The 18,963-nt window shown below is 54.8% G+C and carries 15 protein-coding genes; 7 read left to right on the top strand and 8 right to left on the bottom strand.

Annotated elements, in window-relative coordinates; all coding sequences use genetic code 11:
• Window positions 1-71: 71 nt before the first annotated feature.
• The 3 genes from ACQUQF_RS21910 to ACQUQF_RS21900 all read left to right on the top strand — a co-directional run bounded on the left by ACQUQF_RS21910 (window position 72) and on the right by ACQUQF_RS21900 (window position 6,042).
• A complete protein-coding gene (locus tag ACQUQF_RS21910; protein WP_435181349.1) occupies window positions 72-2,735 on the top strand; it encodes a thrombospondin type 3 repeat-containing protein in 2,664 nt (887 codons plus the stop codon).
• A 104-nt stretch (window positions 2,736-2,839) separates the two neighbouring features.
• Entirely contained in the window at window positions 2,840-3,520 is a 681-nt protein-coding gene (locus tag ACQUQF_RS21905) for a helix-turn-helix transcriptional regulator (RefSeq protein ID WP_435181347.1), read from the top strand.
• Between the two features lie 1,364 nt (window positions 3,521-4,884).
• A complete protein-coding gene (locus ACQUQF_RS21900; protein ID WP_435181345.1) occupies window positions 4,885-6,042 on the top strand; it encodes an ABC transporter ATP-binding protein in 1,158 nt (385 codons plus the stop codon).
• Between the two features lie 127 nt (window positions 6,043-6,169).
• Here ACQUQF_RS21900 and ACQUQF_RS21895 read toward each other — a convergent pair whose 3' ends face one another.
• On the bottom strand, window positions 6,170-7,240 hold the full coding sequence (locus tag ACQUQF_RS21895) for a lactonase family protein (RefSeq protein WP_435181343.1): 1,071 nt from the start codon (window positions 7,238-7,240) through the stop codon (window positions 6,170-6,172).
• A 173-nt stretch (window positions 7,241-7,413) separates the two neighbouring features.
• Here ACQUQF_RS21895 and ACQUQF_RS21890 point away from each other — a divergent pair, with 173 nt between their 5' ends.
• Window positions 7,414-7,791 (top strand): Rid family detoxifying hydrolase, encoded by a 378-nt coding sequence (locus ACQUQF_RS21890; protein ID WP_435181342.1) that lies wholly within the window; start codon window positions 7,414-7,416, stop codon window positions 7,789-7,791.
• Between the two features lie 11 nt (window positions 7,792-7,802).
• On the opposite strand, the gene ACQUQF_RS21885 is transcribed toward ACQUQF_RS21890, so the two are convergent.
• From ACQUQF_RS21885 to ACQUQF_RS21870, 4 genes are all read right to left on the bottom strand, one after another.
• Window positions 7,803-8,597 carry a creatininase family protein gene (locus ACQUQF_RS21885; protein WP_435181341.1) on the bottom strand — a complete coding sequence of 265 codons (795 nt, stop codon included), beginning with the start codon at window positions 8,595-8,597 and terminating at the stop codon, window positions 7,803-7,805.
• 132 nt (window positions 8,598-8,729) lie between these two features.
• Entirely contained in the window at window positions 8,730-9,668 is a 939-nt protein-coding gene (locus tag ACQUQF_RS21880; protein ID WP_435181340.1) for a carbohydrate ABC transporter permease, read from the bottom strand.
• A gap of 2 nt (window positions 9,669-9,670) precedes the next feature.
• Entirely contained in the window at window positions 9,671-10,612 is a 942-nt protein-coding gene (locus tag ACQUQF_RS21875) for a carbohydrate ABC transporter permease (RefSeq protein ID WP_435181338.1), read from the bottom strand.
• Between the two features lie 26 nt (window positions 10,613-10,638).
• Window positions 10,639-11,985: an ABC transporter substrate-binding protein gene (locus ACQUQF_RS21870; RefSeq protein WP_435181337.1), complete on the bottom strand. Its 1,347-nt coding sequence runs from the start codon at window positions 11,983-11,985 to the stop codon at window positions 10,639-10,641.
• Window positions 11,986-12,246: 261 nt separating this feature from the next.
• Between ACQUQF_RS21870 and ACQUQF_RS21865 the strand changes: the two genes are divergently transcribed.
• Entirely contained in the window at window positions 12,247-13,032 is a 786-nt protein-coding gene (locus ACQUQF_RS21865; RefSeq protein WP_435181336.1) for an SDR family NAD(P)-dependent oxidoreductase, read from the top strand.
• Between the two features lie 182 nt (window positions 13,033-13,214).
• On the opposite strand, the gene ACQUQF_RS21860 is transcribed toward ACQUQF_RS21865, so the two are convergent.
• The 3 genes from ACQUQF_RS21860 to ACQUQF_RS21850 form a co-directional block, all read right to left on the bottom strand.
• Window positions 13,215-14,375: a mandelate racemase/muconate lactonizing enzyme family protein gene (locus tag ACQUQF_RS21860; protein WP_435181335.1), complete on the bottom strand. Its 1,161-nt coding sequence runs from the start codon at window positions 14,373-14,375 to the stop codon at window positions 13,215-13,217.
• A 95-nt stretch (window positions 14,376-14,470) separates the two neighbouring features.
• A complete protein-coding gene (locus tag ACQUQF_RS21855) occupies window positions 14,471-15,238 on the bottom strand; it encodes an IclR family transcriptional regulator (RefSeq protein ID WP_435181334.1) in 768 nt (255 codons plus the stop codon).
• 88 nt (window positions 15,239-15,326) lie between these two features.
• Window positions 15,327-15,509 carry a hypothetical protein gene (locus ACQUQF_RS21850; protein WP_435181333.1) on the bottom strand — a complete coding sequence of 61 codons (183 nt, stop codon included), beginning with the start codon at window positions 15,507-15,509 and terminating at the stop codon, window positions 15,327-15,329.
• Window positions 15,510-15,763: 254 nt separating this feature from the next.
• Here ACQUQF_RS21850 and rdfA point away from each other — a divergent pair, with 254 nt between their 5' ends.
• Window positions 15,764-16,366, top strand: a complete 603-nt coding sequence (gene rdfA / locus ACQUQF_RS21845) for a rod-determining factor RdfA (RefSeq protein WP_435181332.1) — start codon at window positions 15,764-15,766, stop codon at window positions 16,364-16,366.
• Window positions 16,367-16,425: 59 nt separating this feature from the next.
• The gene (locus ACQUQF_RS21840) at window positions 16,426-18,384 is read left to right on the top strand and encodes an archaea-specific SMC-related protein (protein ID WP_435181331.1); all 1,959 of its coding nucleotides are present in this window, start codon (window positions 16,426-16,428) and stop codon (window positions 18,382-18,384) included.
• Window positions 18,385-18,963: the final 579 nt, after the last annotated feature.

Genomic DNA, 18,963 nt, shown 5'->3' with positions numbered 1-18,963 from the left:
TCGATGGTGGACCGAACCACATCGGTGTCTACCGGAAGGTCGGACCACTCCAGGAAGGAACGAAGATCGAGGTGAACTACGAATCTCCGAACCTTGACGGTCAACCCGGTGGGCCGCGTATCCTACTCCACCTACCGGAAAGCAATGAAACTCTCGGCCTTGACATGGATGCTGGTCGGAAGAGACACGACGGCATCCTCGATGGTACAGTTCCACGTGACCTTCCGGCAGGAACGGAACTTGAGGTCCGTCTAGGTGTCTGGCCCGGTGAAATCGATGTGTTTGTGAACAATATCTCGGTAGGTCAACCCGCCACCGATACAGACAGGGTCGGTGATTCCGTAACGAGGAACGAGACGGATTCTAGCAGATCTGTATATGGTACGCGAGTACAGTACCTGAACTGCTCTACAGTCAAGGTCACAGGGAACACCGACGTTCATGTTCGCTGGATCCGCTACTTCGAGTACGGTGACAACTATGGGGCAGATACCTATACGGTGAACGGGACAGAGATCCTCCGAGTACCAAGCATCAACGAGACGCCCGATGATAAGGTGGCGTTCAACGAACGAGGGTATATCTCATTCGTAGACGTGACCCCTGAAGGAAACATCGGACCCGATGCGGTTCACAACCCAGAACGAGAACAGTGTGACCGACAGCACACTCCGGAGAAGGTCGATCTCTTGGTCGTCAACTCCACAAAGATCACCGGTGCTACCTACCGCGTGACCTTCGCCTATGAGAATCCGAACGAACACGCCATGGTGGTCCATCCGCCGTACGAGCATCAGCGACGCTCGCTCTTCCTTTCGAATCACGATGCGGAGTCTGAGCGACGGAAGGGGCATACGTTCGACCACAGCGATCGCTCATATGAACACACCAATCGGACACCACCTGTGAAGCTGCTGCCAGGCCGTCACACGTTCACCGTCACGTGGACACCTGAACATGACGATGCCAGACTTACGTGGCTTCTCGATCTTGGGTCCTTCAATGAGACCTGGAAGAATATCACCGCACGTACCTCGCCTGCTACGAGCATCGGTGGCGACGGAACGAACCAAGGCAAGAGGGGAGGCTCGACTTCCCGGATCAAGCGCGTCGGACCAAGATCGGAGGTGACGGTCTCGGTCGATTCGAAGATGTTGTTCGAGGTTGCCACAAGGAACCACTCAGGAGACCATATCGATACGACATGGTACGTAGATGGCCAAGAGCAGTCTGCTCTGGGGCCGTACCATGCGGCGTTCCAGTCTCAAGGGAAGGATTTCCTCCGACATCGATTCGGAAGTACAGGAACGCACACAGTCCGAGTGGTGGTCCACGACGAGAACGGACAGGAACTCGGCGAGAAGGAGTGGACAGTCCACGTCACAGGGGGAAGGAAGAACACACCGCCAAACGTCGAACCAATAGCGCCCGACGGTGACGTGACGATCCCCGAGGGGTCGACGAAGCAGGTCCACTTCCGACTGAGAGCGTCGGACTTAGATGGTAACCTCGACCGAGCTATGTGGTGGCTGAGCCAATGCGATCGCTACCTCGGGAGTTCCTCGCTTGAGGGAGGCCAAGACACGGCCTCTATCACGCATGAAGCATCGCCGCACGGGTGTGGTCTCTACGCCTGGGTCGTTGATGAGAACGGCGAGATGACGCGGATCCAGGACGGTTGGATGCTTCAGCGAGGAACCACCGAAGCGGGAACCCCGACCGAGTCCACCACCACCTCCACCACAGGTCCCCCAACGACAACTCCCTCGAGTACCACATGGACCTCCAGTGTGACCACGACAACGACCACGCAAGACCTTCCCACCACCGAAACTACGACAGAAGCACCGACCACCACAACCACCGAGGAGCCGCCAGACGCCGATGGTGATGGGGTGATCGATTCGAAGGATGAGTGCCCGGACACACAGGGTTCAGAGGATGGCGGATGTCCTGATTCTGATGGAGATGGAGTAAGTGATACCAACGATGGATGTCCGGAATCACAAGGAAGCCCCGAAAACGATGGTTGCCCTGACGGTGACGGTGATGGAATCATCGATTCTGATGATGAGTGTCCGGACAAAGAAGGTAGCTCGGAGAGTAAGGGTTGTCCGGACAGTGACAATGATGGGGTGATTGATTCGAATGATGCTTGTGCTGATACAGCAGGGGGTACAGAGGACGATGGCTGTCCTGATGCAGATGGTGATGGTGTCGTAGATGGTGACGATGCGTGTCCTGATACCGCGGGTGGTGCGGAGAACAATGGTTGTCCAGATAGCGACGGGGATGGGGTGATCGACTCGAACGATGGATGCCCGGAGACTGAAGGAAGCTCTGATGACGATGGTTGTCCCGACAGTGATGCTGATGGAGTACCAGACTCCGATGATGAGTGTCCGGAGACCGAGGGTAGTGCTGAGGATGATGGGTGCCCAGACTCCGATGGCGACGGAGTGACGGACACGAACGACAGGTGCCCAGAAACGAGTGGTAGCTCCGAGAATCAGGGTTGTCCTGACAGTGATGGTGATGGCGTCATCGATTCAGATGATGACTGTCCAGATACGGATGGGCCTGAAGACAACAATGGGTGTCCAGAAGGTGAGGAGACGACGAGTTCGGATGGTGATCTGACAACCCCTACACTACCAAGGACCGTCTCCATCGGCTTCGGAAGGGGATCTACATCTAGATACCAGATGAGGAGTCAGAAACAGTTGCTCCCGTAGTCATCCTAGCTTTTGTTCGCCGTGGTATCGAAGAAGTGTTAATCGACTCCCTGATCGGCAATTCAGCCAAACGTCTATCATGATACTCATGGCACTTGGGAGCGATGCACGGGGGGACAGAGGACATCGAATTCTTGGCACGCTCAGAGACACGGATCGACGTGATGAAATTACTTCATGAAGAGGGGGAACTAGGGCGCGACGAGTTGCGGAGTCAGTTGGATACCTCACGTACGACCATCCAACGCAATGTAGAGGCACTCGAAGACCGTGGATGGGTGCAGGATGGAGATCGGACATACTCGCTTGCCCCGTGTGGTGAGATGATCGCTGAGGATTTCCTCGACCTGGTGGACACAGTTTCTATCGCTGAACAACTTCAACCGGTTCTCCAGTGGGTCGATCGGACAGAACTCGATTTCGACTTCGGATTGCTCGCTGACGCAGATATCGTCACAGCAAACCCCGGTGATCCATGGGCGATGGTCAATCGTCATGTCCAACGATTGCGGGATGCAGATGAGGTGCGTGCATTGTTACCCCTTACTGGTCTTCACGCGATGGAGATTGGCCATGACCGTGTTGTCAAGCACGGTACTAGGACCGAACATATCGCAAGTGCAGATGTTGTCGCCACGTTCCAGAACGATGCTGCATATCGAGAGTTCTATGATGGATTGATTGAGACTGACCGATATGAACTCTATCGTTGTTCGGAGGAGATTCCGTACTATCTAGGAATCATCGATGGCACTGTACAGATTGGTGTTGACGAGGCACATTAGCCACGTGGGCTCATAGAGACAGAGAACGAAGAGGTCCTCGAGTGGGCTGTTGATACTCTAGATGAGTACCGGGCACAGTCTGACCCAGTATGTGTTCCGTCATGAGTGAGTTCCTCTAGTCCATCTACCGGTAGATATGGCTACACCAAACAATAATCGGATGTTGGTACTGATCGCTCTCCCGCTGAGACAGGAGTTGGCGGCTCGTTCACGGTATCGTTGATAGTATCTGGGTAACGCGGGCCGCCGGCGTCGAGCAGACACTGCTGGATGAGCTTGCAACCAGGACCGCTGACAACACTGAGATTCGAGTAGAGTACGAAGCCGAGTACGCCTGGGTGGCATCCATACCGATGAGAATCCCTGACGCCTGAGCGCTGATAAGGTACTTCGATATGCTCGCCTCCAAAGATAAGGTGGGTTCAGAGTGTAATTTCAACAGATACATGGAACATTATGAACACAAGTAGTTAGACCGTGTATCTCTCTTGCCATGGGTGATTCTGTGAGAAAAAGATTCGACTGAGTCTCCCAGATTGCGTTTCAGAAGGCATCAACCGATGCTGATATCGGGAAAGCGGCAGAACTCCTGAGGATTTCACTGGCATAAAGGGGTGGCATCTTTGTTACGACCCTCTACAAGTGGTATGATGCCTTTTGATCGACGGTGGGAACTGATTCGACCGATCAAGGACAAAATTGCCCCGGTAAGCAAACCTTGGAATCCTGCATCTTTAGATTCCCGGCTTATACCTCCCTTCTCCGGTGTTTGTCCAAACTTTTCTGTCCGCATGGTCCTCCTCGTTGTCTCTCGTTCAGAGCGGTGGACACCACACAGGTGCGTGTATCCCCGGACGAAAGCCCAGCGCCGAGTCAGTCCTATTCCTCCACTATGTCATCGTCGAGGATAGCTGACGGGGAACCGTTTCTTCGGGTACGATGGTTGTACTGCTCAATGCAGTTAGTGATACCCTTTCAGTCCGACATCAGCGGTTCACGTCACCACGAGAGATGGAGTTGATGAGGGTGATTCAGCAGGCGAATCCGTGACGAAGTAGAGATATTCCTGTTAAAGCTTGGCTTGGAGATAGGCACTCTGTTGTAGACTGTGAGCGTCAGTGTTGGTGGGGGGTCGATACGCCCAGGCCGATCGATCCGGACAGGAATGTTATCGATCTTGCTGTAAGTGTGTCGGACGTGGGCGGTACGCTATCCTCCCGAATTACACGGGAGTGAACCACGTTGATTTTGGCGATCCTTCTGACTTAGTGGACCGATGTACTTGCCCTACGATGGCGATGCTGTAGTCCCATATAACCTGGGAGACACAACCTATATGTGTCGTCATTTCGAATGAATGGACCATGGCAAGCATCACGCTCGATAGTATCTCGAAACATTTCTCTGATGGTGACGAGACGGTTGTCGCAGTGGATGAATTAGATTTGACTATTGAGGACGGGGACTTCGTTGTCCTTGTTGGTCCGAGCGGTTGTGGGAAGACGACGACGCTGCGGTGTATTGCCGGTCTCGAATCGGTCACGGAGGGGGAGATTCGGTTACAGGGTGAAGAGATGACGAACAAACTCCCCGAGAATCGGGATGTGGCGATGGTCTTCCAGTCCTATGCGCTGTATCCGCATATGACCGTCCGGGAGAACATGAGCTTCGGTCTGAAGTATTCGACGGACCTCAGCGATCAGGAGATCGAGGAGAAGGTCCAGAATGCGGTCGAGATGATGGGCATTGACGATCTGCTGGACCGGAAGCCGGAGGATCTGTCCGGGGGTCAGCAGCAACGTGTCGCGCTGGGACGGGCGATCGTCCGGAATCCGGAGGCATTCCTCATGGACGAGCCTCTGAGTAATCTCGACGCGAAGCTACGTGCGGAGATGCGAACGTACCTCCAGCAATTGCAGGAGGACATCGGTGTGACCACCGTGTACGTCACCCATGACCAGACAGAGGCGATGACGATGGGTGATAAGATTGCAATCCTCAATGATGGTGAACTCCAACAGTACGGGACGCCAGCCGAATGTTACCACGAGCCGCAGAACACATTCGTTGCTGAGTTCCTGGGCGAACCGGCGATAAACCTCCTTGAGATGGAGTTGGATGGTAGTACTCTTACAGCCGATTACTTCGAGCATGAGTTCCAATCGACGGTAGATACCCAAGGCTCCTACACCGATGTCATCGTAGGAATTCGACCGGAGGAACTTCTCCTCTCGACGGAGGAACCGACCGATACCACCTCGTTCGAGGGTACGGTAAGTGTTGTCGAGCACCTGGGGAAGGAGAGCAACATCTACGTCGAGATCGACGGCACAGACACCGAACTGACCGTGATCGTCGATGGTGATCCATCCACTGCGGAGGGTGACACTGTCACCGTTCATATCCCGGAAGACGCTATCCACGTGTTCGACGGCCGGACGGGAGAGGCCATCAAGAACGCCGAACACCGTGGTGATGCTCCCAGAACCAGTAGCCCGCAACGGTCCAACTCTGCCTCCTGATTCTAACATCGCCGAGTTCCCATCGCCCTTTCTCGCTACCATCCTTTGTACACCACTCCCAGTTTGGAATCACACTGAACGAAGAGACTCCGCATACGGAAAGCCAGAATCCTGTCTTCAGAGAAGACTACCCGTTGGGGAATACCATGCATGCCGGTTCAGGGAGCTTCAATCCAGAGCCTGCCTGGGTCAAGGCCCCTGTTGCTTCGTCGATCCAGAACGGAATGATTTCGTCGGAGTACCGGTTCTCTACGAGGAGTAGTTCTCCGGACGGATCGATGGCGAAGTACCGCGGCCATTCCCCTTGTGTCGGGACAATCTCTTGTAATCGGAGCGATCCGTCGTCTTGGACCAGGAAAGACGCGATACTATCGTGGCCGCGGTTACAGCCGTATACCCATCGACCTGAGGGATGGACCTGGATCTCCGATGTTTGGTTCTCTCCGTCATATGTCGGAGGCAGGGTTGATATCCGGTCCAATCGGGTCAAGGACCCTGATCCTGGATTCCACTCGAAGGTGATGATGGTCGAATCTAGTTCATTAATCAGGTAGAGATAGGGTTCTGTCGGATGGAAGGCGATATGGCGGGGGCCTGCACCGGGTCGTGTTTCGACGCTCCCTGTTCGCCGTAGTGAATCGGTTCCTGGTTCTATCTCATAGATTACCACCTGATCGGTTCCTAGGTCCGCTACGTAGAGGAACCGGCCGTTTGGACTCACGACTGCTGAATGCGGGTGCGGTTGTGTCTGTCGTTCAGGGTTCGGCCCCGATCCTTCATGGAAGACAACCTCACTGGGTGGGCAGACAGTTCCCGGTTCCTGTATGGGTAGCATCGATACTGCACCACCGGGGTAATGAGCTACGAAGAGATACTCACCTGAGGGGTGGACACTACAATAACAAGGCCCAGCGGCCCCTGTTCGGTGTTTATCCTGTTCCACCAACGACCCATCAGATTGGATCTGATAGGCTGTTACCGCCCCATCCTCGATTTCGTGGACAGCATACAGGTATGCTTCCTCAGGATGTATCGCCAGGAACGTTGGATTCTCCTGATGAGGGGTGAGATGCGTACGCGTCAATCGTACAGATTCATCCACGGTGATCTCGCAGGTATAGATGCCCTCGCTCGCCCGTTCCGTATAGGTGCCGACAAAGGCTGTGCGACCCATGGGTTTTTGTTCTATTTCGAGCATCCTCAATCTATCTCTGTTGGGAAGATAGGTCCCTGACGTGCGCTGATCCCATTCCCCTCTGGTGAAAGCCCGCCTCCGTATGAATGACCTCGAGCGTAATCGAACGCCAACGGTTAGGTGAGTATAGAGGATACGAAACTACTATCTTCAATGTGATTGTTCTCTTCGATGCTATGCGTGAGATTGTGACGGACAAGGCACCGGAGAGTATCGGCCCGTTCTCCCAAGGTATCATCGATGGAGACACGATCTATATCTCCGGGCAAGGTCCGGTCGATCCCGATACGGGCGAGGTTGTCGGCGATTCGATCCAGGAGCAGACGGAGCGAACGCTCCAGAATATCGAGGCGATCTTGCAGGCCGCCGATGCCTCACTTGATGACGTTGTGAAAGCGACGATCTTCGTCCAAGATATGGACAACTATGATGCGATCAACAACGTCTATGAAGGGTACATGTCCGAGCCTTTCCCGGCTCGAAGTGCAGTACAGGTCGAAGATCTCCCGATCGATATCGGCGTGGAGATCGAGGTTGTTGGCACCCTCAGGTAACCGTTGAAGCGTCAGGTGGTCTGATCGTGAACCGTACGTAGGAGGACGGCGAGCTCATCGCCGAGCAGCTCATAGATGGCCTCGCCTTTCTCTGCCGAGGCAAGCTCGGGATCGCCGATAGCCCCAGTCTCCGAGTACTCGTCGAACGTCCGATAGACGGAAAGCGGGCCACCGTGCAAGAGATCATCGCCTGCACGGTCATATGGTTCCTCCCAGTAGGTCGCATCACCATCAGAGACCAAATCTGGGCGAAGATGTGCCATAAGTGAGGTCTCGAACTCGCCACCGTGGGCCATACCACCGAGCTCACTCTCTCGGATTTCATCGATGAACGAATCCGCCAGTTGAAAGTACGTCAGGCCAAGGATCTCTGCTTCCGGGTGGGCCACGCCGACGGTACTGACGGCCGAGGAGATAAGGGAGGCGTTCCCGCCATGGCCGTTCAGGAACAGGAGCGCGTCGAACCCGTTCTCCAGGGCTGTATCTGCAACCTCCTCGAGGAGGGTAAGCAGTGTTCGATGTTCCACCGTCATCGTTCCGCCGAACGGCATATGGTGGGGGGAGTACCCGGTCCAGACCGGTGGGGTCAGGAGGATCGGGAGTTCGTCGCTGACCCGTTCAGCACCGAGATGGGCCACCGCATCGACCAGTATGGTATCTGTTGCGACAGGGAGATGGTGTCCATGCTGTTCGATACTCCCGACCGGAACCACTAGGATCGACCCCGGTGTCTCAGCGGTGTTGATGATCTCCGGATACGTCTTGCCCGCCCATGACACCTCGGATGCGCCGAGTTCAGAATACATGCGTACCCTCCTTCTTCCGGTTATCTTCGCAGACCATCGATCGGTTTCTCGATGCGGTGTATGATTGGACAATCTTGGTGTTTGATTTCGTCATGGTTTCTGTTGGTGATTATCGGAATCCTTGGTAGGGGTTTACGCACCTGTTTGACTGAAGCCCTCTGCGAACTGGCGAGTGAAGAGGATGTAGACCAGCAGTGTCGGGAAGGCGGTGATGAACCCACCAGCCATTATCGTGTTGAACTGTTGGACCTTGGCGCCGGCGATCCCTGCGAACGTGACTGTGATGGGTTTCGCCTCCGGACTCGAGACCAGCACCAAGGCGAACAACAGATCGTTCCAGAAGGTCGTGAACCCTAAGATCATGACGACGACGAACACAGGCTTCGAGAGTGGGAGGATGATGTGGGCATAGATCCGGAAGACGCTTACACCTTCGAGGCGGGCGGCTTCTATCATCTCCTCGGACAGGTCCTTGTAATGCGATCGGAACAACATCGTTGCCAGCGGGATGCCGAAGGCGATATGCGTCAATGCTAGTTCGATGAACTCGGTCTGATATCGTTGCGTGAAGGGCAGTGCCCAGACGTTGAGGGGACCGAGGTTGGCCAAGAAGGCCTCGATACTTGCCATCCGCCAGATGATCGAGAGCGGAACAAGTACGGATTGAAGCGGCAGGAAGATTCCGGCGATGAACAACGTGTAGACGGCGAGTTGGCCGCGCCAGTTGGTGATCGTCAGTCCGAATGCGGCCAGACTCCCGAGGACAGGGAGGATGATCGTAGCGGGTATCACGAACATCGCGCTGTTGATCATCGAACCGCGTAAGGTCTCCCACGCCGTTGCCCATGCATCGAGCGTGGCCTCACTCGGGGTTGGTGGGGCGAATGGCGCTGTCTCTGCGAACCCACTTACCGTCTTCACCGACGTCATGACAGCAGACTCGAGAGGCAGGAGATAGAGTCCGGCGATGGCGAACACGATGGCGTATAGGCTGGCCCGCCACATCGAGAGGTCTGCAAGCGATTCTCGGGATGGCCATGCGGTCTTGACGGTGGTCTCTTTCTCACTCATGGTTACAGGAGGTCCTTGGTATACTGGTAGTACAGGTACGGGACGATCGCCACGAAGGTCGCGACCAAGAGTACGACTGCTATCGCCGATCCGTAAGCCCAGTTGTTGGCATCGAAGGCGACACGGTACATCATGATCGGCAGGATATCTGCTCCCGGGCCAGGGTTGACGCCGTAGAGGACATAGATGAAATCAAATGCCTTGAGCGAGAACAGGATCAGAATCACGATCGCGGAGAAGGTCGATGTCTTGAGCTGTGGGATGATGACCTTCAGGTAGCGGATACGGAAGTTCGCCCCGTCCAGACGGGCTGCTTCATACTGGTCCTGAGGGATTTTCCGGAGCCCAGCTAGGTAGATGATCATCGCAAGGCCGCTGAACTGCCAGACCAGTGCGATAGTGATGGCCAACAGCTGGGTCGCCGGATCACCTAGCCAGTTTATTGTCAGGCTCTCCAATCCGACTGCACCCAGGAGATAGTTGATGACACCGCTTGTGGGGTTGTACATCCATGCCCAGAAGATGGATGTGACCACGAAGGACAGGCTCATCGGGAGCAGGTAAATGGTCCGTACGCTCCCTTCGAATCTGATGTCGCGGTCGACGAGGATCGCGAGGCCCAGGCCGATGACCAGACAAACGGCGGTGAAACTGCCGATCAGGACGACGGTGTTGCGGGCCGCATTGATGAACGTCGGATCGCTCAGCATCTGTGTATACAGCTCGAAGTCCAGCGAGGAGTACTCTGGATCACCGAACCCTTCGAAGTCGGTCAAGGAGATCAGGAAGTTCCAGAGCACCGACCCGTAGACGAAGACACCGACAAGGATCGTCGGCACCAGCAAGAAGGGGATGGATTTGAGGAAACCGTTCTGCCGGAGTCCTTGGAGGAAGTCCGTATACCGTTGCGATTGACTGATGTTCTTGTTGATGGAGTCTATCATGTTACCAAAGGGTCAGAAGGCGGGTTTCAGACGTCGAAGGCCTTGACGAGGCTTTTGTAGGCCTGGTTCACGTTCCAGTTACCGGCGAACGTCGAGAAGACACCGGAGACGTTGGATGCCACCTCCGGGACGACCTCGTTGTTATGGGCGATGGTGCCGGTGAGGTTCTTCGCGTTCTTAAAGCTTTGATACTGGGATTTCTGGTAGCCGTTGAACGTGTACTCACCCGATCCGTCCATCTTGATGTCGTTACGGCACGGGATGCCGCCTTTGATAGCGTTGAAGCGCGTCTGAGCTTCGACGGATCCGCAGTAGCGAAGCCACTTGACTGTCGATTTGGGCGTCGGGTTCGGAGTGGGATACATGAACCCGGAGTTCTGGCCCATGAACACGTCGTTGGACCCCGGTATAGGCGTGGCTTTCCAGTCGCTCTGGTACTCGTAGTTCTTGGCGCGCGAGAAGTTCCCAACGGCCCACGCGCCTTGGTTGAGGAAGGCGGCGTCCTTCGCGACGAAGGTACTGATCGCCTCCGAGAAGTTGATCGATGCTGCGTCCTCGGTGAAATGGGGCCGGTAGTCCTTCAGGACCTGGAGTGCCGTCTTGATCTGCTGTTCGTTCTCTTTGATGTTCCCATTGAGGAACGACTGGTAGGAGTCATAGCCGTTCTCGCCCACATAGATGGATTCCCAGAGCTGCATGACGGTCCACGCACTTTTCGTAGATTGGGCCATCCCTACCGCGTCCGTGTTCTGTTCGACTTTTTCCATCGCACCGACAAGATCACTCGGGGATTTCAGTGAGGTCGGATCGACCCCCGCCTGTTCAACGATCGATGTGTTGTAGAAGAGGTTATTGAGACGGTTGAATTCGAGCGGTACAGCAACATAACCCGTGTTTTCGAATCGGCACATATCCTGGAGGTAATCGGGGACAACCTTCTCCAGGCCTTCTTTCTGCCAAACTTCCTCCGTGATACTGCCCATGAGTCCGGCTTCGACGTAGGGCTGGAGCATCGGACCGGTAAAGAACCCCCACGTGGACGGAGGATTCTCGTTGAACATCCGGGTATCGAGGGCAGTCGCCAGTCCGGTGCCTGCACCGCCTGGGTTGTTATTGATCTTCGTGTTTACGTTCGGGTACTGCTCTTGGAACCCTTTATGCACGGCATCGAATGCCTTAGCCCCATCACCCCCACTCCAAGCGATCATTATCTCCATCGGCTTGCCATTGTTGGACTGTGACTTCGCTTGAGTGTCTACGTCCTTTTGCTTCGTGTTCTTATTCGATCCGGTACCATCACTGCCCGTACAGCCAGCCATAGCCAGCGTGATACCTGCCCCTGCGGTCGTGATGCATTCGCGCCTCGTTGGCATACTCCGAACAAATCATCTGTCCCTTATTATAACTTATTGATGCGATATTGACACTATATGGGGCAAGTATCCCTCAGTGTTCTATTGCTCGGTCAACGCAGCGCGAATCGACGGCAGCCCGCAGTCCACTACTGATTACTCACTTCTCTCCGAGAGACACGGAGGAGTGGATAATGCTCCCTACACCGATGAAGTCGTATACCACCCGGGTGGAGACGCAAACGTTTAACCAGCCATGGTGAGTTGTTGGACCTACTGTCCATGAGTTCAGAGCGTCATGCGGATCGGACTGTTATCGTCACCGGCGCATCAAGCGGGATCGGCCGACGGATCGCCCAACAGTTCGGGCAAGATGGAGCGAACGTTGTCTGTGCCTCTCGGAGTAACGAACCGCACCAAGGGGAGTACTATGACACCGATGTCTCCGTACCCACAGAACAGTATATCCGTGAGGAGACACCCGGCGATGCAATCTTTGTCTCGACAGACGTCTCTGACCCAGATCAGGTAGAAGACCTCATCGAGGACACTGTCGATGAATACGACCGAATCGATGTACTGGTCAATAATGCGGGTATCTCGATTGTCGGTGACTCACAATCGACGAGCATCGAGGAATGGAACAGGATGATCGGGGTTGACCTGGACGGGACGTTCTTCTGCTCGAAGTTCGCCGTTCCCTATATCAAGGATTCTGCCGGTGCTATCATCAATATCGCCTCGGTCAATGCTACGGAAGGTGGGTCCGGGCCGGCATACGCGGCGGCGAACGCCGGTCAGGTCAATCTCACACGCGATCTTGCAGTCGAGCTAGGCCCGCATGATGTGAACGTGAACTGTGTCTCACCCGGCTACATCAAAACCCCCATCCAAGATTATCAGGATGAAGAGACCATCCAAATCAGTCGAGAACAGACGTTGCTCCCAGAACTAGGTGAACCACAGGAGGTTGCTGATGTCGTCACCTTCCTTGCCAGCGACGAGGCGAGCTATATCCACGGTGCTGATATCTACGTCGACGGGGGTTGGGCCGCTCACCGCGTCTGATGCTCCTCCACCACCAGCAGCTGCTATTACTACCCAGACCCGGTCCTGTCACCAGTGGACGACCTCATCGATGGTAGGGAACTCTTGAGAACCAATCGAGTGCACGCGGCCCATCAGAGACCGATTCCCTCTTCACGTTCTACGGCCTGTCCTTTCGAGGTTCTTCTGCGAAGTCGGTAGTATCACTGGCGATAGCGATCGATCGCATCCCAATCGATTGTCACACCGAGCCCCGGCGCATTGGGCACCTGCATCCGGCCATCTTCGATGGTGAACGGATTCTGGATGATGTCGTCTTCCCAGCCGAAGTAGGCGGTATCACTGGGAAGGTTGATCGCGGGTATACTGTAGACGGTATGAAGGATGGCTGCAGTGCGGATTCCGAGATCGAAGGCACAATGGTGTGCCAGGGAGAGACCGCCATCTTCCGCGATGTTCGCAAGTTGTCGGACGCCAGAGATTCCACCAGACGGTGTGATATCGATAACACCGACATCAACGGAGTTTGCATCGATCATCTCCCGCATATTATGTGGGATGTAGGTGTCCTCGTTCGCGGCGATCGGTTGTTTCGTCCGAGACCGAAGTGCGGCCAATCCACCGTGATTATCAACTCGAATTGGTTGTTCCATGTATTGGAGATAGATGCCGTCGTCTTCGAGCATGCCTCCGACGCGGACGGCATCCTGCGAGGTCCACCCTTGATTAGGATCGATTCTGAACTCTAGTTGGCCATCGGTCTCCTCATGCATTGCCCGGATGCGTTCGACATCTGTCCGCCAGTCACGTCCGGCCTTCGTCTTCAACACCGAGTAGCCCTCTTCCAGCGCCCGTTGGGCATACTCACGTGATTCTTCGGGCGAGAAGATTCCAAGGGCATATGCGAACTCGACCTGGCGGTCGTCATCCTGCTGTTCAATGTGCTCGCGGTGTTGCATGTTCGCTTGGTGGGTCGCCGTCCAGCCACCGAGTAACTCATAGACCGGGCGGCCGAGCGCTTTCCCGACGATGTCCCAGCAAGCCGTTTCCACAGGGGCGAAGAACATGTTCGCATTCGTATACTCGATGAACACCTGGCGTCGGAGGCGTTCGATCTCGAAGGGAGATTGGCCAACGACCAAGGGTGCCACACCCTTCTCGATAACTGCGACAGTCGCTGCCGGTGAAAGGAAGGCCCGGACCTCACCCCATCCGACAAAGTCCTCATCTGTCTCTACCCTGACCAAGATACGGTCCATCTCATGGAGTTCTCCATGGTTCGTCCGATATGGGGCGATTCCACCGTCTTCGATCGGCGCAAGCGGAACCGTGACTGGGATAGCCTCTATCTCTGTGATTTGCACAGGCGGTTTTCATCAACTGCCGTAATAAATTTTGGTATTCGGTGGACCCGGTGGGAGTGAACATCCTTGCACCAGGGGTTCTACCACCGAAGTTCTCAGTAATACATCGTCTTCAATTTTACCTCGTTCGCTTTGTTCTGCAGAAGCGAGATGTACTGGGGTATCTGGTCAGGACCGAACCGGTTCACCGGTCCAGTCAGCCCGATAGCAGCGATGATCTCGTCGTCCGGGGTCAAGATTGGAACATCAACGCTTCGGATGCCATCTCGCCGTTCTTCATCCTCCAGGGCGAACCCCTGCTCACGGATACTTGCAAGCTCTTCTTTGAGGTCTTCCGGGTCTGTAATTGTGTTCTCCGTCGCTTGCGGGAGATCACTCTCTTCGATGATCGCCTCTCGCCGAGATGAGGGGAGATGAGCAAGGAGGCACTTTCCCAGACCGGTCCAATGCATCTCGGTGAACTCTCCGATGGGGACGTTATCGCTGACAGCAGAGCGACCGTCTTCAGTACCTAACAATACACGTTTTCCGTGTTCTTCGACCCCCAGACCCGCCCGCTCGCCCGTCTCGAATGCCAGTTGCTGTAGAACGTCCCGTGCTGCATCGTAGATCTCGTACTGTTGCCGGACGGCTCCTCCATACTCCAGGAACTTCAACCCGTTTCTATACTGTCGATTCTCACGAGTCACGAATCCTTCACGGTTCAACGTCTGTAGATAGACGTGAACGGTACTTGTAGGGATATCTAACATCTCGGAGATTTCGGTAAGGGTCAGGCCATCATTCTCCCGAAGGACCTCCAGTATCTCGAAGGCCCGCTCAAGGGTCTGGATTGAGTTTCCGGTCGACGTGTTCTGATCCATATTGTGTCCCTCGCCTACCAGTGGCATAAGTTTGTCTTTCTCTAACTAACCCTTCCAGTATAGCTGGAGCTAGTCCTCAGTTCTCCTTCTATATGTAGAAGATCATCCTCTTCTTCCTCCTTTGCTGGAATACAGTCTCTGATTCCCTCTTTCTTGGAGGAGTCTGTAGGACTGGTATGAAGTTGTTTACCAAGGATTCACCCCTTCTTCCTTTATCGGCCTGAACTCCGTCTCTGCAGAAGAGACTCGGAATTTGCTCCCTCTTTTCCACCGATGATGGAATCAGTGCAGTCCCTTACGAGATGGCTGAAGAGGTAGGATTTACGGAGGGCAGGTAGAGACACCATCCTCTACACGAAGTGCGGTACAGGTTATCGAAATCGATGGTGAACTCAAGACCATCGAAGGTCCTTCACGTAAATCGAGTTTTGTCGAAATGAGTCTGACTAGAGCAGCTCTTCGCCTGGAGGAGATACAAGAGGAAGATAAGAGTTACAATCCTATGGTTGTAACACATCGAGAAGCATGGGGTCTCATGAAGATGGTTGTGGATGCAAGATTGCACGAGTCACAGGTGGATACGACCTCCCGGACGTGGATACATGGCTGGTCGACGAGTGGCAGACTGGGACAAGTGTCCGTCGTCTCACGGAAGCACTCAACAAGGACATTATCGAATCAGCACTAATCGCAGCGAACGTGGAGCAGGTCGACCGGAACCGTGATGCGGTCTATGAGGCCCTCCACACGGATGAGTTGAGTAACACCGAGACGATCGAGATCCAGCGTGAGCTCGAGCGCGCTGGAGTCGACGTCGAGCAGTTATCGGCAGACCTAGTTTCCCACCAGACGGTCTATCGTCATCTCACCAACTGTTTAGATGCCTCGAAGGATGATGAGAAGACGCCGGAGGAACGCCGGAAGACGGCCCGAGATACCGTGTATGCGCTACAACAACGAACAGAACTCGTGACCGAATCAACTGTGGAGTCCCTCCGGTCGGCAGATATCACCAATCTTGGCGATACTGAGGTTCTTGTCGATATCCAGGTGGTGTGTAGCGATTGTGGCCGGTCGTTGGATTTCGAGACCGCTATCCAGGAAGGTTGCCGTTGCGACAGTCCCTGAAACAGAGCTACCGGTGATGAACGGAAAGGATTATTTACAATGGTACGGAATGGTTATATATGACATCGACCGAAACGCTTCCCGATACGTTCACCCTCGACGTAAAGAACATAGGAGGGATAGATGAGACGAGCGTCATCTTCTCCGATGGGGTGTCCCTCCTAGAAGGGAGAAACGCCACGAACCGGACGTCACTCCTTCAGGCGGTGATGGCCGCGATGGGGAGCGATCAATTCAACCTCAAAGGTGACGCCGAGCATGGTCGGGTCCGTATCACATTCGACGAGACGGTCATCGAACGTGAGTTCAACCGGCGGAACGGCGATGTCGTTGCCACCGGTGATGGCTACCTCGATGACCCGGAGCTTGCAGAGCTTTTTGCGTTCCTCCTCGAGGAGAACGAGGCTCGCCGAGCGGTCGCACGTGGTGATAACCTCCGAGAGATCATCACCCGACCGATCGACACGGAGGCTATCAACGCTGAGATAGAGCGGCTGCAGGCTGAGAAACGCCAGCTCGACGAACAGATCGAGCGCATCGACAGCCGTGAACGTGACCTTGTCGATCTTGAACAACGGAAGACGCGCCTCGAAGCAGAGATCGAGGAGAAGCAGTCCCGTCTGGCAGAGCTCGAATCCGATATCGAGGAGGCCGACACCGACCTCCAAGAGGACCGCGAGGTACAGGACCGAGTGCAGGAGCACCTCGATGAGCTCAAGGACCGCCGGTCAGAGCTCGATGACATCCGATTCAAGCTCGATACCGCGGAGGAGACGATTGAATCACTGGAGGCCGAACGGCGTGAGAAACAGGACGAGCGTGACAACCTCTCCGTCGACCCTGAAGTAGATATCGAGGCGCTTCGCGACGAACTAGATGGACTGCGTGAACGGAAACGACGGATCAACAATCAGGTGAGCGAGCTGCAGACCATCATTCAGTTCAACCAGGAGATGCTCGAGGGCACCGATAGCGAGCTTGCCGACGTCCTCCGTGATGAGACCGACACGGACGATGACGGGTCACTGACAGACCAACTCCTCGAGGGTGGAGAATCAGTCGTCTGCTGGACATGTGGTTCGGAGGTATCCAAGGCCGACATCGAGGACACCCTCGACCGACTCCAGACATTCCGCCAGGAGAAGCTGGATACCCGCCGATCGGTCCAAACCGAGATCGACGAGATGAAGGAGCAGATCTCCGAACACGAACAGACCCAACGTGAGTTGGAGCGATTAGAACAGCAGCTCGCCGATATCGAGACCGAGATTGAACAGAAACACAGCCAGATGGAGGATCTCGAGGCCCGCCGTGAGGAGGTTCACGAGGAGATTGAATCGCTCGAACAGGCGGTCGAGGAGGAGCAGACGACTGACTACGGTGAGGTCCTGGACCTTCACAAGGAGGCGAACCAGGTTGAACTCGAGCTGCAACAGAAGGAGGATGAGCTCACTGCCGTCGAGGAGGAGATCTCGGAGATAGAGGCGTTGTTGACAGATCGCGAGGAGTACAAGGAGCGTCGTGAGCAGGTCAACGATCAACTCGAGGAACTCCGCAATCGTATCGACAGATTGGAGACAGAGGCCATCGAAGCATTCAACTCCCACATGGAGGACGTTCTCGATATCCTCGAGTACGAGAACATCGCCCGTGTCTGGATCGAGCGGCAGGAGCGTGAGGTACGCCAAGGTCGCCGCAAGGTGACAGAGAACCATTTCGAGCTCCACATCGTGCGTGAGGCCGAGTCTGGACGAACCTATGAAGGGACCGTCGATACACTCAGCGAGAGTGAACGTGAGGTCGTCGGCCTCGTGTTCGCTCTGGCGGGATACCTCGTTCATGATCTCTTCGAGGAGGTTCCTGTGATGGTGCTGGACTCCCTAGAGGCGATAGATTCAGATCGTATCGCACGTCTCATCGAGTACTTCGCGGAGTACCCCGACTTTCTGATCGTCGCCCTGCTTCCGGAGGACGCAGGTGCAGTCGAACTAGACCACGAGACCATTACAGATATTTGACCTGCTGTGGATTTCACTTGAAAATGGTGCCGATAACCGATCGAAAGATATCCGCAGGCCAGAACTTGTTGGAGATTCACTCCCGGGAAATGCGATTGAGTAATAATATGTGGTTTCATCTTTTATCCTAGACGTCAACGGTAATTTTTGACCCGAACGACTGTCAGAGGACCTCCATCATAGCGTATCATCGACCATCTCAATCTACCGACGGATGTTAAATCCTCCATCAAGAACTAGCTGACTAATGGTTCATTGCCTGGCTCTCATCGTGGTCCATCGTGATGTGACGGTAGTTCCACATACCGGTGAAGCCGGAAGCGACCTTTCACGGCGCCCTCATTGTATCTCATCACTTCGATGAACACGAGTCGGTGTAGATTGTCAAAGTTGAATCTCGGACGAGACTCTCCAAGATATGACTATGAGTGATATCCACAATTACAAGGTATTTTGTCGAAGTTAGTGAATGCCTACGGTGGTCGTCTTGCATGACGATGATTTCTATCCTCGCGGCCACCGTGTCGACTCAATTCACCATCCATCGGGTTCTCTGTAAGGTCCAACGGGGTGACCGGA

The organism is Halorussus sp. AFM4 (genome assembly GCF_051194995.1).
Lineage (GTDB): Archaea > Halobacteriota > Halobacteria > Halobacteriales > Haladaptataceae > Halorussus.
Note: the sequence above shows the minus strand (reverse complement) of the source record. Positions and strands in the feature narration are given on the sequence as shown.